Annotated in this window: 18 protein-coding genes, 1 tRNA gene and 1 pseudogene; 9 read left to right on the top strand and 11 right to left on the bottom strand. The window is 66.6% G+C overall.

Annotation, left to right across the window (positions count from 1 at the left end):
• The first annotated feature begins 122 nt into the window (after positions 1 to 122).
• The 5 genes from sfnG (at position 123) to ACWEH3_RS02005 (ending at position 4,906) form a co-directional block, all read left to right on the top strand.
• Positions 123 to 1,238, top strand: coding sequence for a dimethylsulfone monooxygenase SfnG (sfnG, locus tag ACWEH3_RS02025; RefSeq protein WP_355071422.1), 1,116 nt, complete (start codon positions 123 to 125; stop codon positions 1,236 to 1,238).
• Positions 1,238 to 2,455 (top strand): SfnB family sulfur acquisition oxidoreductase, encoded by a 1,218-nt coding sequence (locus ACWEH3_RS02020; protein ID WP_450017780.1) that lies wholly within the window; start codon positions 1,238 to 1,240, stop codon positions 2,453 to 2,455. The genes sfnG and ACWEH3_RS02020 overlap by 1 nt, the downstream gene beginning before the upstream one ends.
• An 11-nt stretch (positions 2,456 to 2,466) precedes the next feature.
• Positions 2,467 to 2,982: an NADPH-dependent FMN reductase gene (locus tag ACWEH3_RS02015; RefSeq protein WP_450017778.1), complete on the top strand. Its 516-nt coding sequence runs from the start codon at positions 2,467 to 2,469 to the stop codon at positions 2,980 to 2,982.
• Positions 2,975 to 3,490 carry a flavin reductase family protein gene (locus ACWEH3_RS02010; RefSeq protein ID WP_450017776.1) on the top strand — a complete coding sequence of 172 codons (516 nt, stop codon included), beginning with the start codon at positions 2,975 to 2,977 and terminating at the stop codon, positions 3,488 to 3,490. The genes ACWEH3_RS02015 and ACWEH3_RS02010 overlap by 8 nt, the downstream gene beginning before the upstream one ends.
• Positions 3,491 to 3,793: 303 nt before the next feature.
• Positions 3,794 to 4,906, top strand: coding sequence for a methyltransferase (locus ACWEH3_RS02005; protein ID WP_450017774.1), 1,113 nt, complete (start codon positions 3,794 to 3,796; stop codon positions 4,904 to 4,906).
• Between the two features lie 68 nt (positions 4,907 to 4,974).
• On the opposite strand, the gene ACWEH3_RS02000 is transcribed toward ACWEH3_RS02005, so the two are convergent.
• Positions 4,975 to 5,301 carry a hypothetical protein gene (locus tag ACWEH3_RS02000; protein ID WP_450017772.1) on the bottom strand — a complete coding sequence of 109 codons (327 nt, stop codon included), beginning with the start codon at positions 5,299 to 5,301 and terminating at the stop codon, positions 4,975 to 4,977.
• Positions 5,298 to 5,522 (bottom strand): hypothetical protein, encoded by a 225-nt coding sequence (locus tag ACWEH3_RS01995; protein ID WP_450017770.1) that lies wholly within the window; start codon positions 5,520 to 5,522, stop codon positions 5,298 to 5,300. The genes ACWEH3_RS02000 and ACWEH3_RS01995 overlap by 4 nt, the downstream gene beginning before the upstream one ends.
• A gap of 341 nt (positions 5,523 to 5,863) precedes the next feature.
• Between ACWEH3_RS01995 and ACWEH3_RS01990 the strand changes: the two genes are divergently transcribed.
• The gene (locus tag ACWEH3_RS01990) at positions 5,864 to 7,267 is read left to right on the top strand and encodes a helix-turn-helix domain-containing protein (protein ID WP_450017768.1); all 1,404 of its coding nucleotides are present in this window, start codon (positions 5,864 to 5,866) and stop codon (positions 7,265 to 7,267) included.
• Here ACWEH3_RS01990 and ACWEH3_RS01985 read toward each other — a convergent pair.
• From ACWEH3_RS01985 to ACWEH3_RS01950, 8 genes and pseudogenes are all read right to left on the bottom strand, one after another.
• Positions 7,264 to 7,971: a 2'-5' RNA ligase family protein gene (locus ACWEH3_RS01985; RefSeq protein ID WP_450017766.1), complete on the bottom strand. Its 708-nt coding sequence runs from the start codon at positions 7,969 to 7,971 to the stop codon at positions 7,264 to 7,266. The two genes, ACWEH3_RS01990 and ACWEH3_RS01985, sit on opposite strands and share 4 nt — an antisense overlap.
• Positions 7,972 to 8,155: 184 nt before the next feature.
• Positions 8,156 to 8,229, bottom strand: a tRNA-Gly gene (locus ACWEH3_RS01980).
• A 274-nt stretch (positions 8,230 to 8,503) separates the two neighbouring features.
• Positions 8,504 to 8,965 carry a hypothetical protein gene (locus ACWEH3_RS01975; RefSeq protein ID WP_450017764.1) on the bottom strand — a complete coding sequence of 154 codons (462 nt, stop codon included), beginning with the start codon at positions 8,963 to 8,965 and terminating at the stop codon, positions 8,504 to 8,506.
• Positions 8,966 to 8,973: 8 nt separating this feature from the next.
• On the bottom strand, positions 8,974 to 10,263 hold the full coding sequence (locus tag ACWEH3_RS01970) for a hypothetical protein (protein ID WP_450017762.1): 1,290 nt from the start codon (positions 10,261 to 10,263) through the stop codon (positions 8,974 to 8,976).
• On the bottom strand, positions 10,260 to 10,565 hold the full coding sequence (locus ACWEH3_RS01965; RefSeq protein WP_450017760.1) for a WXG100 family type VII secretion target: 306 nt from the start codon (positions 10,563 to 10,565) through the stop codon (positions 10,260 to 10,262). Before ACWEH3_RS01965 ends, ACWEH3_RS01970 begins: the two co-directional genes overlap by 4 nt.
• The gene (locus ACWEH3_RS01960; RefSeq protein WP_450017758.1) at positions 10,562 to 10,849 is read right to left on the bottom strand and encodes a WXG100 family type VII secretion target; all 288 of its coding nucleotides are present in this window, start codon (positions 10,847 to 10,849) and stop codon (positions 10,562 to 10,564) included. The genes ACWEH3_RS01965 and ACWEH3_RS01960 overlap by 4 nt, the downstream gene beginning before the upstream one ends.
• A gap of 111 nt (positions 10,850 to 10,960) precedes the next feature.
• Positions 10,961 to 11,674, bottom strand: coding sequence for a phosphatase PAP2 family protein (locus tag ACWEH3_RS01955; RefSeq protein WP_450017756.1), 714 nt, complete (start codon positions 11,672 to 11,674; stop codon positions 10,961 to 10,963).
• A gap of 74 nt (positions 11,675 to 11,748) precedes the next feature.
• Positions 11,749 to 12,509 (bottom strand): annotated as a pseudogene (locus ACWEH3_RS01950) (SDR family NAD(P)-dependent oxidoreductase).
• A gap of 112 nt (positions 12,510 to 12,621) precedes the next feature.
• Here ACWEH3_RS01950 and dcd point away from each other — a divergent pair.
• Positions 12,622 to 13,221: a dCTP deaminase gene (gene dcd, locus ACWEH3_RS01945; protein ID WP_355071445.1), complete on the top strand. Its 600-nt coding sequence runs from the start codon at positions 12,622 to 12,624 to the stop codon at positions 13,219 to 13,221.
• Positions 13,222 to 13,301: 80 nt separating this feature from the next.
• On the opposite strand, the gene ACWEH3_RS01940 is transcribed toward dcd, so the two are convergent.
• Positions 13,302 to 13,751: a hypothetical protein gene (locus ACWEH3_RS01940; RefSeq protein WP_063016495.1), complete on the bottom strand. Its 450-nt coding sequence runs from the start codon at positions 13,749 to 13,751 to the stop codon at positions 13,302 to 13,304.
• A 230-nt stretch (positions 13,752 to 13,981) separates the two neighbouring features.
• Between ACWEH3_RS01940 and ACWEH3_RS01935 the strand changes: the two genes are divergently transcribed.
• Positions 13,982 to 15,319: a helix-turn-helix domain-containing protein gene (locus ACWEH3_RS01935; protein ID WP_450017754.1), complete on the top strand. Its 1,338-nt coding sequence runs from the start codon at positions 13,982 to 13,984 to the stop codon at positions 15,317 to 15,319.
• 100 nt (positions 15,320 to 15,419) lie between these two features.
• The gene (locus tag ACWEH3_RS01930) at positions 15,420 to 16,673 is read left to right on the top strand and encodes a pyridoxal phosphate-dependent aminotransferase (protein ID WP_450017752.1); all 1,254 of its coding nucleotides are present in this window, start codon (positions 15,420 to 15,422) and stop codon (positions 16,671 to 16,673) included.
• Positions 16,674 to 16,690: the final 17 nt, after the last annotated feature.

Below are 16,690 nucleotides of genomic sequence, written 5' to 3'. Positions count from 1 at the left end.
ATCGCGCAGATTCAAAACCTCGTCCCGACCGGGGGCCGGTGCTGGAGTGGAAGGAGCGCCGGACGCATGCGTGGCGTCCGGCCTCCGATCCGACGGCTACCCCCGATAACCATGGAGCAGCTATGACCACGGAGCAGATCGCCGAGCAGATCCGATTCGCCTACTGGGTGCCCAACGTCAGCGGGGGACTGGTCACCAGCGATATCGAACAGCGCACCAGCTGGGATTTCGAATACAACAAGAAGCTCGCGCAGACAGCGGAGAACAACGGCTTCGACTACGCGCTGTCCCAGGTCCGCTACACCGCCTCCTACGGCGCGGAGTACCAGCACGAATCGACCTCTTTCAGTCTCGCGCTGCTCGGCGCGACCGAGCGGCTGAAGGTCATCGCGGCCGTGCATCCCGGGCTGTGGCATCCCGCGGTGCTGGCCAAGTTCGGCGCCACCGCCGACCACCTGTCGAATGGCCGGTTCGCCATCAACGTCGTGTCCGGCTGGTTCGCCGGTGAGTTCACCGCGCTCGGCGAACCGTGGCTCGAGCACGACGAGCGCTACCGGCGCAGCGCCGAATTCCTCGAAGTGATCCGCAAGATCTGGACCGAGGACAACGTGAACTACGGCGGCGACTTCTACCGCATCCGGGACTTCACCCTGAAGCCGAAGCCGCTGAACACCCCCGAGCGGCCGAATCCCGAACTCTTCCAGGGCGGCAACTCGACCGCCGCCCGGCGCAACGGCGGCCGCTACGCCGACTGGTACTTCTCCAACGGCAAGGACTTCGACGGCGTCACCGAGCAACTCGACGACCTGCGCGCCGTCGCCCGCGCCCACGACCGCGAGGTGAGATTCGGGCTCAACGGCTTCATCATCGCCCGCGATACCGAGCGGGAAGCTCGCGACACGCTGCGCGAGATCGTCGAGAAGGCGAACAAGCCCGCGGTGGAAGGCTTCCGCGACGCGGTGCAACAGGCGGGCGCGTCCACCAAGGACCGCAAGGGCATGTGGGCCGATTCCACGTTCGAGGACCTGGTGCAGTACAACGACGGTTTCCGCACCCAGCTGATCGGCACGCCGGAGCAGGTGGCCGAGCGGATCGTCGCCTACAAGCAGCTCGGCGTCGACCTGATTCTCGGCGGCTTCCTGCACTTCCAGGAGGAGATCGAATACTTCGGCGCGAAGGTGCTCCCACTGGTGCGTGAGCTGGAAGCCGCGCAGCGGCCCGTCGCGGCGGTGAACTGATGACCGCGGTCGCCGCCGATCGCATCCTGTCGGCGGCACAAGCGTTCGCGGTCGCACAGCGGCTCGCGGCGGACTTCGCGCCGGGAGCCGCCGAACGCGACCGGGAGCGCGGGCTGCCGTACGCGGAGGTCGATCGGCTGGCGGCCAGCGGCCTGCTCGCGATCACCGTCCCCGCCGCGCACGGCGGCGCGGACCTGCCGCCCAGCGCGGTCGCGGAAGTGACGCGCATTCTCGCCACGGCAGATCCCAATATCGCGCAGATCCCGCACAGCCACTTCGTGTATGTGAACCTGCTCCGGCTCGCGGGTACGGCCCAGCAGCAGGAGCGGTACTTCGGGCGGGTGCTCGACGGCGGGCGCATCGCCAACGCGCAGTCCGAGCGCGGCGGCGCGACCGTCGCCGACATCGCCACCACCTTGCGGCCGGTCGATGATCGATTCCGGGTGGACGGCGTGAAGTACTACTGCACCGGCTCGCTGTTCGCCGATCTATTCGCGGTGCTGACCCGGCTGGACGACCCGGAGGGGCGCAGCGGTCTCGAACCCGGGGAGTACATCGCCTACCTGCCCGCGAACACTCCCGGTGTACGGGTCGTGGACGACTGGAACGGGATCGGGCAGCGCACCACCGGTAGCGGAACGGTGTCCTTCGATGAAGTGCTCGTCGATCGTGACCAGGTGATTCCCCGCTCCGGCGCGGTGCGCGCACCCACCGGCTACGGCGCGTTCGCGCAGCTGCTGCACGCCGCCATCGACACCGGCATCGCCCGAGGCGCTCTCACCGCGGCAACGGAATTCGTGCGCACGAAGAGTCGCCCGTGGTTCGAGGCGGGGGTGGCGAACGCGGTGGACGACCCGCTGTTGATCCAGCGCTTCGGTGAATTGTCCGTCGCGGTGACCGCCGCGGAGGCGACCCTCTCATCGGCTGGCTGGGCGTTGGACGCGGCCATCAGGATCGATCCGAGCGCCGCGAACATCGCCCAGTCGTCGCTGGCCGTAGCGACCGCCAAGATACTCGCCGACCGCGCCGCCAACGACGTGTCCGCGGCACTGTTCGAGGTCGGCGGAACGCGCAGCGCGGCGGCGGATCTCAATCTGCACCACTTCTGGCGCAACGCGCGCACGCACACCCTGCACGATCCGGTGCGCTGGAAGTACCAGCACATCGGCCGGGCCCTGCTGCACGACGCCGCGCCACCGCTCCACGGTGTGATCTGAAAGGAGACGAAATGACAGTCACTGTCGTCGTCGGAAACCCGAAACCCGCCTCACGCACGCTCACCGCGGCCACCCTGGTCGCGAGGGGGCTGCGGCCGGAGGTGGAGCCCACCGTGATCGATCTGGTCGAGTTCGGCCCCGCCCTGCTCAGCTGGGGTGACGCGGCCGTGGCCGAGGCGGTACGCACCGTGGCGGGCTCGGAGCTCGTCGTCTTCGCCAGCCCCACCTTCAAGGCGACCTACACCGGTCTGCTCAAGCTGTTCCTCGAACAGTTCGAGGGCGGGACCGGCCTGGAAGGCGTGCTCGCGGTCCCGGTCATGCTCGGCGCGGGACCGGCCCACGCCCTCGCTCCCGACCTGCTGCTCAAGCCCGTGCTCGTCGAAATCGGGGCCACCGCCGCGTTGCCCGGGCTCTACTTGTCCGATCGCACATTCGCCGAGGACGGCGTCATCGACCGGTACAGTGGTCGGTGGCGTTCGGTCGCCCAGGCACTGGCCCACAGCTCGAAGGCTGCGAATCATGCATGACCTGTTCGAATTCCCCGCCGACGGAGCCGGTCTGCGTCGCGCGTTCGCCAACTTCCCCAGCGGCGTCGTCGCCGTGTGCGCCGAAATCGACGGAACCCCGCACGGTCTGGCGGTGAGCACGTTCGTGCCCGTCTCGCTCGATCCGCCGCTGGTCTCGTTCTGCGTGCAGAACTCCTCGGCCACCTGGCCCAAGCTCGCCGCCGCGAGCCACCTCGGCCTCAGCCTGCTCGGCACCGACCAGCAGGCCGCCGCCCGCACGCTGGGCACCCGCGACGGCGACCGCTTCCGCGACATCCAGCTGCACCGCGGTTCCGGCGACGCCGTGTTCATCGACGGCGCGTCCGCCTGGATCGAGGGTGTCCAGGAAGCTCACGTCCCGGCAGGCGACCACGCGGTGGTCATCCTCCGCATCCACCGCATCGCCACCCGCACCGACGTGGACCCGCTGGTATTCCACGGCAGCAAGTTCCGCCGGTTGCACGCCGAACCGGCGAACGGCGCAGCCTGACGGCCCTCCGGTGTGCGCGAAATCGGGGTGATGCGGTGGTCCGGAAGCCGCGACGGGCATGCGATGCTCGTCGCATCAGGGTCCGGACATCGGCCTGGATCAGGGCTGTGGGAGACTCTGGTGTCTCTTTACGGAAAGGTCCGGTCATGACGCTCGGCATGGTTCTCGGCGACTTCCCGCGCACTTCGGCGCGGGTCTAGACGAACCTCGAGTGATCCCTGTGCGATAGCGCACAGGTCTTTTCGCGACTCCGCGGCGAAGTGCTCGTCGTGCCCATGCACGTTCGATCACGAGGAGTACGCGGTGTCCACCGTTTGCTGGACCGAAGACGATAACACCTGCCCGACCGCCGGCTGGCATTCCGAGAACGGCGCGCCGCCGCCCGAATCCCTTGTGGTGGTGAACGACTGGATCACCGCCGACGCGGCTTGCCGAATGGCGCGAGCCGGGACCGGTCTGCTGTGGCGCGGTGATTTCCACAATGCGCGGCAACTGCTGCGTGCGATGGGGCGGCGAATCGATCGGAGGGTTTCGGTCGGCGACGGTCCGGCCGAAGCGTTCCAGCGGTATCGCGCGTCGCGTCGTCGGCGCGCGCAGGTGCTCGGCAAGGTGCTCGTGCTCCTTGAAGACGACTATTCGCTGGCGTTGCGTCGCGCTCCCGATGTGCGGGGCCCGTGCACCGAGGCGTACGGAGCGCCGCACGGGCGCATGGTGGTGGCGCTCACCGAACTGCTCGGCGTGCTCGGTGCGGCGCAGTGGCGGGAGAAGGGCGTTTACGTGCCCGCGCTCGGCGAACGCATCCATCCGCACTATGGCGTGTTCTCCCCGGTCCGCGGCGAGTACGTCGATCTCGTCGCGTCCGCGCCGCTACCCGCACGAGCCGAGACGGCCTTCGATCTCGGCACGGGCACCGGCGTGCTCGCCGCGATCCTGGACCGTCGTGGAATCCGGCGAATCACCGCCACCGACAACAGTCTTCGTGCGCTGACCTGTGCCCGCGCCAACCTCGGTCGGCTGGGCATGTCATCCGTCGACGTGCGAGGCCCGGCTCTCTTCCCGGATGGCAAGGCCGACCTCGTGGTATGCAACCCCCCTTGGCTTCCCGGCACGCCGACCTCAGCGCTGGAAAGCGGCGTCTACGACGAGAACTCGTCCATGCTGCGCGCCTTCCTCTCCGGCCTCCCAGCCCACCTGAATCCAGGCGGAGAAGGCTGGCTGATCCTCTCCGACCTGCCCGAACACCTCGGCTTACGCTCCCACGACGAACTCCTCACCCGCATCACTACCGCAGGCCTCCACATCGCCGCCCAACTCACCACCCACCCCACCCACCACCGAGCCCACAACCCCACCTCCCCGCTCCACACCGCCCGCGCAGCGGAAACAACCTCCCTCTACCGACTGGCTCCTCGTTGAGTGGCACATGACGGAGGATCTACTCGCGATTCGCCTCAACCATGTGCCACTCGCGGTCGATCCTGTGCCTACTTCTGGCGCGATGTGTCCGGGCGGATCCGTTTCGCGTCGACGAGCGTCTGCCAGGCCGCTCGCTTGCGGCGGCACAACGCGATATCGCAATTCCGGTGCCGCTGCATCGTCATGTGGGCTTCGCGGATGCCGAGGTCGTGGTCCGGTGCATCATGCGGGAAACCTGTTGCCCACAACGTGTTAGCCATTCGCTGCTCCGCGACGTGCGCTTCGACGGCCTCACGATCGGTGGGAAACTGCCACCACATCGAGGCCGCGACTACCGGCGCCATGACCACGAGCGCGGCGCCGAGACCGATCGCGAACGTGACCCACCCGTTCACTCGGCATCACCCCCGTACAGCTCCGGCGCGCCGAATATCGGGCCGGCGATCGTGAACTCATCGCCTGGGGTCCCATCCTCGGCGACCAATACCCAGGTCTGTGGTTTGTCCACAGCCATCCACAACGGGCCATCCTTGCGGGCGATGGCAAGCTTCGCCGCGTCGTCGGCTTCGAATACGGCGCGTACGGCTTCGAGTGCGGCCGAGGGGCGGTGCTCCACTGGTCACGCCGCCGAAAGCCGGACGTTCCGGACAGACGTGCCCACGCCGGACATTGCGGTCATCGCGTCCCTTATCGGCTCGGGCATGTGGAGCTGATCGGCGCTCGCCGCAGTGTGGCACCCGTGAACACGTGCGAGGACCCGTATTCCGTGGCCACGCTCGGTCCCGTCGCCGGGTGTTGGCATCTCGATGTGCGTGTATCCGACCCGGTCGGCCAGTTCGCGGATCGCCGTAGTGCCTCGCTGAGGGTCTGCTGCCTTTGCGGTCATACCGTCCTCACTGCTGGTGTGTGTTGGTGTGCACCCGGCGCCGGGGCTCTTGCCACCGGCGTGGAGACTCGGTGCTGCCGATGGACTGGCATCACCCGGCGTCGGGTGCCTTTCAACACTCTCCAGCGGAAATACCGGCGATCGAAGCCACGCGACTACTACGGAAGGCCTACGCTGACGCTCACGGACGGACGCACAGATGGGCAGATCAGATGATCGTGACCAAGTGGACGGGGGTCGAGGTTCGTGCACTACGCACTGCGGCATTGCGGGTCAGCCAGCCGGAGTTCGCCGAGATCCTAGGGTTCACTGTTGCAGCGGTACGTAAGTGGGAGACGCGGCGCGAAACAATCCAGCTGTCAGGCAAGTACGCCGCGGCCATGGACACCATGCTCGATCGGCTCACCGATGTCGAGCGGGCGCGATTCGAAGCTGAGCTCATGCCGGAGCCGCGCCCGACGCGCATTCGGACGGTCGCCGACACCTTTGAGAGTCCAGCAGATATTGCGCGGCGGGTGCAGGGGTTGTCCGAATTCGACGCGGACGGGAGTGTTCTCGACATTCTCACGTTGGCAGTCGATGACGTCGTAGATCGCTATGAACTGGAGGGGCCGCGCCGACTGGCGCCGGAGGTGATCACGGCGCGCCATCAGGTCGATGCGATGCTCGGGCAGCGTCGACACCCCGTCCAGTTGCACGCGCTCTACTCGATCGCGGGCCGTCTGTCGGGCGTGCTCGCTTATATGGCGGTCAACCGCGGCCGATTCGGGCACGCCCGGATGTATTGCCGCGAGGCGTTCGCCATTGGCGAGTTGCTGGGCGATACCGATCTGCAGGCGTGGGTGAAGGGCACCGAAAGCTTCTGCGCCTATTACCAAGGTGACTACGCGGCAGCGGTGCGGGCGGCCTACCAGGGATTGGATTTGGCGAACGGTGGCCCGCAGGCCGTCCGTCTGTACTCGAATGGGCTCGCTCGTGCTCTCGGAAAAGTCGGAGACTCGGCCGGTGTCGCCGCCGCGATCGATGCGGCGACCACCATTGCGGTAGCGCTCGCCACCGGCCCGGAGCTCACTCCCGCCCTGACGTTCGCTCCTTACGGCGAGGCGCGGCTGATGGCGAACGCGGCCACCGCATTCCTCTCGGCCGGTGACTATCAGCGCTGCCTCGAGTATGGCCAGCAGGTCGAGGATCGAGTCGCGGAGTCGGAGTCGGCGTGGAGCCGGTCTCTGGTGCGGCTCGACATGGCGGCCGCGCTGCTCGGTGCCGGTCGGCATCGCGATGTCGAGCGGGCCGCACGTCTTGGTGTCGAGGCGCTCGAAGCGTCCAGCGATCGCCCGATCCGCTCGGTTTGGCAGCGGGCTCACGAACTCGGCGCCATCATCGGGACGATCCCCGCACACGGTGCGGGCGAATATCTCGACTCGCTGCGAAAGTGGTCATCGTCCGCGCGAGGGTTCTCGGCGCCAGAGGGCTAGGGGCTGCCGAGCGGGAGCACGGCGCGGTCGGTCCAGCGATACTGACGACCGTCGCGGCGTAGCTCGACGAGGTCCACCTGGCTCGTGCGCACGGTGACCGGTGGCAACTCTCGCAGCACGGTGACGTCGGCGATCAGCGCCGCAGAGTCCCTAGGTCGGTTGAGGTAGCCGATCCCGAGGTGCGGCCGGAACTCGGTCGTTTCGGCGAGGCGGCTCGTCGGCCGGTGCGCGGCGGTCGCCTCACGAAGGGAACGGTGCAACCTGAGCAGGTTGTCCCATGGAGTGACCGAGAACCGCAGCGCACTGCGGGACCCGGCCAGTGGCCCGACAACGATGTCGAACGGCGCAATGTCGGCTAGCCGTGAACGTGCGGCATCCGTGATATCCGCGAGCTCTCTGTCGGACACTTCGCCGACCTTGCCCACGCTGAGCAGCGTCATGTGCAGAGCGTCGAGGGGCACCGGGTCGATCCCGTCGTCGGCGAGAGTCTTCTGACACCGCTCGGCGAGATCGGTCAGCGCGGGATCGTCGAAAGTGAGATACCAGTAGTAGCAGGACTGGCCGGGGACCCAAGATTTCAGAGTCCAGTGGTCGTGCAGGTTCCCGAGCTGCCGGAACGCCGTCCAATCGTTGGAGCGAATAGCGGATGGGTCGGACGTCGATGCGGGCTGCCGCAGTGGGAACGGCCGATTGGTGGGAACCACGCCGGTGAGTGTACGGATCGGCGAGCGGCCGTGTCCGGCAACAGACCCGGCTGACCTCGGGTGACTCACCCGGTTCGGCAGTACACCACCGCAATGTGCATTGGGTACAGCTCACGGTGCAGTGCTCTGCCAGAGGGGCATAACCTCAAAACAAAACCCGCCCTGATCAGGACGGGTTTTGGGGTGGAGCCGATGACGGGAATCGAACCCGCGCTGTCTGCTTGGGAAGCAGAAGTTCTACCATTGAACTACATCGGCACTGCTCTACGCGCGTCCGCGACTCTATCAGACCAGGCGCTATGTAGGTCAACTCCCTTGCTCTGGTGTCCGGACTGAGCCCGTTCGAGGCTCAGGTCCGGGAGCTACTCCGGATTTTCAGGTGAGCGTGTGTGGTTCTCGGGCGCATCCTGGCGGGCCGCTGAGCGGGCTGTAGTGGGTCCACCTTCAACAACCGGATTGGCTCCACCGCAAGGATCCCGCCCTTCTCCTCGTCGTACCGCCGCCCCTGGTAGTCGCTCTTCCGGACGATCGGCTATTTGTTCTCGAATCGGCTCCAGCGAGCAAGGTCTTCAACGATCGGACCGGAGTCGGGTATGCGGAACCACCACCATCCACGTCCGGTTGTGTCGATGTTCGCGACTGCTGCCATGCGCTTCCCTGAATCTTCGACAGTGATAGACGTAAATCTATTGTCTGCATCGGAGATATAATTATTCACCTTGGCGGCGAGTATTGTCGGCAATTGATTCACGGCACTTTCCAGGTAATCCCGGACAGTGTAAGCGGCGTGGAGATCGTATTCGTTCCAGACGGTGCGGTCCGACCAGGGCAGGCTTCTGTCGCGATCGATCTTCTCGACGTGCGCTTCCCATGAATCCGCCAAGCGGATCGCATCGCGTTCCTCTCCCGATTTCAGTGTGACCGGGTGACTCCTGATATCGACTATCTCATCCTCGGTGAAATGACGATGCGCGCGATCCTCGGGGTTCGACATTCTTTTCCTCACAGTTTCCAGGCGGTGGATTTCCATGGCATTTCGTAGTTCACGACCACCTTGACTCCCCTGTACACAAATTGCTCGGCCTGCTCCGCTGTGCGTCCGTCGCCCATCGGTTCCGGTGTGCCTTTTGTCAGGGCGTCATGAACTTGCTGGGGAGTCGGTCGGTCCATCGTCGGATTCCCGTCGCCGGTATGTCCGTTGATGAATTCTTCTATCTCGGCTCGAGTGTATTCACTGTGGCGGAAGTCCAGTTCATCGGAATCACCGGCGTGATCGTCATCGATGGTCGACGTCATGCCGATGATGGCGGCGAGGTTGGTGATGGCTTTGTCGAGGTCGACGGCGGGTAGAGCGTGGAAGGCGTCGATCGTGCCGACAGCCCCTGCGGCGAGACTGGTCAGACCGATGACTCGGACCATTTGGCTGGCGCGGTAGGAGGTTTGGATCGCGTTGATCGTGGCGACCACGTCGGCGTCTATCGCGGCGGCTGCGGCGACGGCGGAGGAGCCGAGGCTGAACAGGAAAGCGACACCGGCGGTTATCGCGATCAAGCTGATGGACAGCTCCAGCGCGTTGATCGCTTTGGCGTTGTCGTTACCGAGGGCGATGGTCGCGTTCTTGTAGTCGCCAACGGGTGCGGCCATTTTCTGCGCGGCGGTGCTGACGGTGTCGGCACTGGTTTTCAGAGTCGTGAAATGGTCTTGGAGCAGTTGCCGGTTGGTGGCGTCGTCCATGCCGTCGAACAGTGCCGAAATGGCGGATATACGGGCGGACGCGCCGGTGATGGTGTCGTGGTTGGCGAAGGTGTTCCAGGTGGTGTGGGCTTTGTCGAGTTTGGTGTGGTCGCCATTGGGGAGTTTGCCGAAGGCGGAGAGGACTTTGGCGACGAGTTTGTCCAGGAATTCCTTCAGGCCGCCGTGGTCGGTGAAGCCGACTCCATTGTCGGCCACCGAGGATGGGATGCTGACCTTGTACTCGCCGACTTCCTGGGCGTGGATGCGGGGCGGGGCGGGGTTGCTCTTGTTGGCGATGGCGTAGTTGTAGCCGTTGGCATACAGCACCGCGCCGTAGTTGGTGAGGGCGTTGGCCAGGCTCGAGCAGGCCTGCATGGTCTGCTGGGCGGCTTTGTCGTACGCCTCACCCCACTGTTTGCAGCCGGGGGCGTCGCCAGCCATCCCCGCGCATTCACCTTTGATCGCATCGTGGACCGGCTTGTCGGCTTTGCGGAGGTCGTCGGCGAGGTCATGGCATTTCTTGGCGGCGTCGTAGTAGGTCTGCCAGTCGACGATCATGCCTGCCCCGACCGCAGCATGCGGCGGTTGGCCTCGATGGCGCGGGTATAGCGTCCGTGCGCTTTCTGCGCGGCATCGCTCACGGCGGCGACGCCGTCGGCGAATTCGCGGGCGGCCGCAAGCCATTGCGTGTGCGCGTCGGCGTAGGCGCCGGCCGCGGCAGATTCCCAACTGCCGCTCTGCAAGGCAGTGACCTTGTGGTCGAGTTCGTCTAGGTGATCGCGTAAGAACCCGGCCAGGCCGTTGAGGCGCGACACGATCTGATCGAGTCGTTCGAGGTCGACGCTGAATTGAGAGCTCATGGCAGATCCAGGCTGGAGAGACCGGATGCGCCGCCGGTGTCGGTGCTCTTGTAGTTGGCCGCAGTGACACCCAGCTTTTCGGCGAGAGAAGTCAACGCTCGCATGAGTTTTGTTCCGCCATCGCGGGTTTCGGTCCACCCGGTGGAGAACTCGTCGGCCGCGTCGCCGGTCCAATCGGAAGTGAGCAGGTTGTCGACCTCGCTGGCAGCGGAATCGAGAGCCTGCTTCATGGCGTCGGCGATGTTGTAGACGTACTGGCCGATCGCCTGCACGTCATCAGGCACGACTGACAGATTTCGGCCAGATTCGTTAGGCCCCCCGCTAACTCCCATGCACACGACCATAACGGCACTCCGTCTCGGACGTCCACACGCTGACCAAGCCCGTCGGGCCAGTTAAGGAAGAGTCCCACTCGCTGGGTCCGGGCGACGTCCGACTGCCTGCTCGGTAGGTGGTTTCCGGCCCTCGTCCCGGTCGGCGGGTACCGAGCACCGGTACACGGTCAAGCAGAAGATGAGCCAAAGCGCCCCGAAGCACCAGCCCCCGAGGACATCGGTGGCCCAATGAACGCCGAGGTAGATCCGGGACAGGCCGACCGCGATGACGAAGAGCGCGGCGGCGATCGCGGTCCAGGCGCGGAGGGTGGAACCGTGTATGGCGGGGAGCGCGACCGCAAGGACGATGCCGACCACGACGAACGAGCCCATGCTGTGCCCGGAGGGGTACGCCTGGTTGGCCACGCTGATCAGGTGTTCCTCGACGGGCGGGCGGTCCCGGTCGGTCAGTCGCTTGCCGCCGCGCACGAGCAGCCCGCCGCCGAGCCCGGTGATCGCGACGAGCGCCGCCGCCGTCCAGCGCCGCCGCCAGGACAGGACCAGGCAGGTGGCCGTGGCGAGGGCGGTCATGGCGAGCGTGCCGCCCAGCACGCTGACCGTCACCGCGACCGGTGTCAGCGTGCCGTTGCGGTGCGTGACGGCCCAATCGGTGATGTCGCGATCGAACCCGCCGGGGCCGTGATTCCCGACCACGCCCGCCGTGAGAGCCGCGGCGCACACCACCAGCAACGCGGTGAGCACCCCGATGATGCCGCGAATGCGAGGGGAGGTCACTCCTCCACGTTGCCACCTCCGACGCTCGAAGGTAACCAACCGGCTTGGAATGGCACCGCCGTGGCCGAAGCGCGTCAGAACTTGCTGTAGCCGCCGTCGATCAGCAGAGTGTCGCCGGTGTGGTAGCCGCTGCTGGGGCTGGCGAGGTAGACGGCGACGGATTCGAAATCGCTCGGCAGGCCCCAGCGGCGGACCGGGATTCTCGGGTGGACGCGCTCGCGGAAACGATCCCACGCGAAGGCCCCTTCGGTCATCGGCGTCTCGACCCAGCCGGGTAACACCGAGTTCGCGCGGATGCCGTGCTTGGCCAGCTCCACCGCGATCGAGTTCACCATGGCGATCAACCCGGCCTTGCTGGCCGCATACGACTGCCCGCGCGGAACGCCCTGGTGGGCGGCGAGGCTGGCGGTGGCGACCAGGCTGCCGCCCTCGCCTTGCGCGAGCATCACTTTCGCCACTTCACGCAGCGTCACGAACGCGGCGTCGAGATTGAGAGAGGTGACCCGGCGGAATTCCGCGAGATCGGTCTCCACGAACGGAATGAATCCCTGGCTCACACCGGCGTTCACGAAGCAGGAGTCGATGCGGCCGCGCGGCCGATGGTGTCGATCACCTGCTGCTCCTCGCCGACGTCGCAGCTCAGCGCGAGCACGCCCCCGCCGAACGCGCGCAATTCGGCGGCGGCCGCCTCGTTGCGTTCGGCGTTGCGGCCGACGACGCAGACATCGGCCCCGGCCCGCGCGAGACCCCGGGCGAATCCGAGACCGATGCCGGAGTTGCCTCCGGTGACGACGGCGACGTGGCCGGTCAGGTCGAACAGCGAGCCCTCGGACATGGTTCATCCCTTCGATCGCGGGCGACGCCGCCCGAATGAATGCGAGGATATCGTTCTCTCCATATCACTGTGCGGCTGAGGAGCCCCGGCGAGCAGGCGCTACGCTCGTCGCGTGCTGCTTTCCGATCGTGACATCCGCGCGGAGATCGCCGCTGGGCGTCTCGGCGTCGAGCCGCTGCTGGAGAACCTGATCCAGCCGTCGAGCATCGACGTGCGCCTGGACCGGATGTTCCGGGTGTTCAACAACACTCGCTACACCCACATCGATCCGGCGCAGCGGCAGGACGAACTCACCAGCCTGGTCGAGCCGGGCGAGGGCGAGCCGTTCGTGCTGCATCCCGGCGAATTCGTGCTCGGCTCCACCCTCGAGGTCTGCACGCTGCCGGACGACCTGGCCGGACGGTTGGAGGGCAAGTCCAGCCTGGGCCGGCTGGGTCTGCTGACCCACTCGACCGCCGGCTTCATCGATCCCGGGTTCAGCGGGCACATCACGCTGGAGCTGTCCAACGTGGCGAATCTGCCGATCACGCTGTGGCCCGGCATGAAGATCGGTCAGCTGTGCCTGCTCAGGCTGACCAGCCCGGCCGAGCACCCATACGGCAGCGCCGTGGCGGGCTCGAAGTACCAGGGCCAGCGCGGACCGACTCCGTCGCGGTCCTACCTGAACTTCCCGATTCCGGCCGCCGCGATCGACGCCGCCGAAGCACGCTGACCGGGGCCGAGTCCGCTTCGTCGACTGTGGGGGAGAAGCGGACCCGGCGGACGGCGGCGGGGAACCGACCGCGGAGGTGATCAGTCCCCGCCGCCCGCTCCCACCGCGAGCGCCGTTGTGAGGATGACGGACAGCGGTGGGAGCGTGTCACCGCGGCTCGGCGGGCTGACCCAGAAGCACCCTTCCCGGGTCCAGCGGCCGAGGCCGGTCGGCAACATCACGGCGCTGCCGACGGCGGGCAGGCCGATATCCAGCCGATTGAGCACCTCGAGCACCTGTGGTCCCGGTCGGCTGTCGGGCTCGGCGAGGAAACTCCATCGGATCTGCCTGGCCAACATGGGACCCCTCGTTCCCTGCTGTTCCAGTGCGGCGCGCACCTTCTCGGCACGCGCGGTCGGCAGGTGGACGACGCACACGCGTCCGGTGATCGGCAGCATGGCGAAACCGCCCCGCTCGGTGACCGGCAGTCCGAACTCGTGCCGATAGAACGCCACCCAATCGTCCACGGTCCTGAGTTTCTCGACATTCACGGCGAACTCCTTGCCTTCCGACTCAATGGTCCCGGGCCGCCGCGCGATTCGGCATCGCCCGCTCACCCGCCTTGCGCTGCCCTTCCGCTGCCTTTGATACGGGCCGCATTTCACCTGTGGCCGCGCTCACAAACCGCTCGTACTCTGGAAGGAGTTCGTTCGGAAGGGATGACACCGTGGTCACGCATTGGTCAGGCAAAGAGGCCCGTGCCCTTCGCGATGCCAAGCGGATGAGCATCAGGGAATTCGCGGCCCATTTGGGTGTGCACGAACGCTTGGTGTCGAAGTGGGAGGCCGGGGGCGTCCGGGTTCATCCACGACCGATCAACCAAGCCGCTCTGGATACCTCACTGGCCAGGTCCGACGATGTGGTGCGGGCGCGGTTCGCGGCATTGATCGATCAGCCCGCGATCGATCGAACCGTCCCGCCGGGATTCGATGCGCGTGCCGACGCCTCGGCGCGCGTTCATTATTCGAGCGACGCGGACCTTTTGGCTCTCATAGACGCCGGTGCGATGAGAGGTGCTGCGTTGGCAGCGATTTCGGAGAGGGATCTGATCATGGCGGCTGCCCACGAGGCCAGCGAGCACGCCGGCAAGGCCGAGAGCACCAATGTCGGTGCGAGCACTTTGGACCAGCTCGACGCGGATGTCGTGCGCATCGCGAACGACTACGTGCGCATTCCGCCGGTGCCGATGATGGTGGAAATGGTGCGGGTGCGGCGCCGGGTGTATCGGTTGCTGGAAGGCCATCAGCGGCCCGCCGATACCGGCCATCTGTATCTTTTGGCGGGCACCCTCTCGGGCCTGCTCGCCAACGCCAGCACCGATCTCGGCTACTACGACGCGGCGGGCGAGCAGGTCCGGGCCGCATGGGCCTACGCGGAGTTGTGCGGGCACAACGGGCTTCGGGCCTGGACCCGCGGCATGCACGCGCTGATCGAGTACTGGTCGCAGCGGCCGCGCCGGGCGGTCCAGCTCGCCCAGAGCGGGCAGGAGTTCGCGGAGTCCGCGACCGCGCAGGTGCGACTGCTCAATATCGAGGCGCGCATCTGGTCGGCGCTGGGCAGCGCCGCCGACACCGATCGCTGCGTGCGGGCGGCCGACGACGCGCGCGAGATCGCCGCGACCGACACGCTGCACGACGAGGTGGGCGGCGTCTTCGGGTTCAACGAGGCCAAGGCCAACTACTACGCGGGCGCCACCTACATCCACCTCGGTCAGGCGGAGCCCGCGCTCGGCGCCACCCAGCGGGCCATCGAACTCTATTCGAACGGCCCGTCCGAACAGCGCTCCTACGGCGCGGAGGCGCTTGCCAGGGTCGACTGCGCGGCTGCCCACCTGATCAACGGCAGCCTGGACGGCGCGGCCGAGGCGCTACAGCCGGTGCTCGGGCTCGACGAGGCCAAGCGCATCGCGCAGCTCGAGGAGCGGTTGACCGGTGTGCGCAGGCGGATCGCGGCTCCGGCTTTCCGCGACTCGGTCGAGGCGCGCAGGCTGGACGAGCGGATCGAGGAATTCTGCGGCTCGACGGCGGCCAAAGGGATCCCGCCCGGCGCGGCCCATTGAGTGACGCGTCACACCCGGCGGGGCCGCGGCCGCCGTCGCGGGCGTGGCGGCCCGTGGAGAGCTCGGACAGGCGGTTTATCCAGTTGCGACGGATGGCACCATGGGACGGGTGAGTCCTCAGCATCCGCACCATCCCCCGCGTGTTCTGGAGCAGTCCACGAAGCTGCAGAACGTCGTCTACGAGATCCGTGGACCGGTACACGCGCACGCGGCACGGCTGGAGGCCGAGGGCCACCGCATCCTCAAGCTCAATATCGGCAACCCCGCCCCGTTCGGGTTCGAGGCGCCCGACGTGATCATGCGCGACATCATCGCGGCGCTGCCGTACGCCCAGGGCTACTCCGAATCCAAAGGCATCCTCTCCGCGCGGCGCGCGATCGTGACCCGCTACGAACTCGTGCCCGGCTTCCCCGAGCTGGACGTGGACGGCGTCTACCTCGGCAACGGCGTCTCCGAGCTGATCACCATCACCATGCAGGCCCTGCTGGACAACGGCGACGAGGTGCTGATCCCGGCGCCGGACTACCCGCTGTGGACCGCCATGACCAGCCTGGCGGGCGGCACGCCGGTGCACTACCTGTGTGACGAGGCCAATGGCTGGCAGCCCGATATCGCCGACATCGAATCGAAGATCACCGACAAGACCAAAGCGCTGCTGGTGATCAACCCGAACAATCCCACCGGCGCGGTGTACTCCGCCGAAGTGCTCCAGCAGATCGCCGACCTGGCTCGCAAACATCAGCTGTTGCTGCTCGCCGACGAGATCTACGACAAGATCCTCTACGACGACGCCAAGCACATCTCGCTGGCCACCGTGGCGCCCGACCTGCTGTGCCTGACCTTCAACGGGCTGTCCAAGGCATACCGGGTCGCGGGTTACCGGTCGGGTTGGTTGGCGATCACGGGCCCGAAGGAGCACGCGGCCGGGTTCCTGGAGGGCATCGACCTGCTCGCCTCCTCGCGGTTGTGTCCGAACGTGCCCGCGCAGCATGCGATTCAGGTCGCGCTCGGCGGTCATCAGAGCATCGAGGACCTGATCCTGCCCGGCGGGCGGCTGCTCGAACAGCGCGACGTCGCCTGGGAGCGGTTGAACATGATCCCCGGCGTGTCGTGTGTGAAGCCGAAGGGCGCGCTCTACGCGTTCCCGAAGCTGGATCCGAATGTGTACGAGATCCACGACGACTCCAAGCTGATCCTGGATCTGCTGTTGCAGGAGAAGATCCTGATGGTGCAGGGCACCGGCTTCAACTGGCCGTACCACGACCACCTGCGGATCGTCACACTGCCCTGGGCTCGGGATCTCGCGGTCGCGATCGAACGCTTCGGCAACTTCCTGTCCAGCTATCGCCAGTAGCGGGAAGGTCGGCGCTG

Source organism: Nocardia sp. NPDC004718 (genome assembly GCF_053601535.1).
The sequence above is the reverse complement of the archived record's forward strand: the minus strand, read 5'-3'. Positions and strand labels throughout refer to the sequence as shown.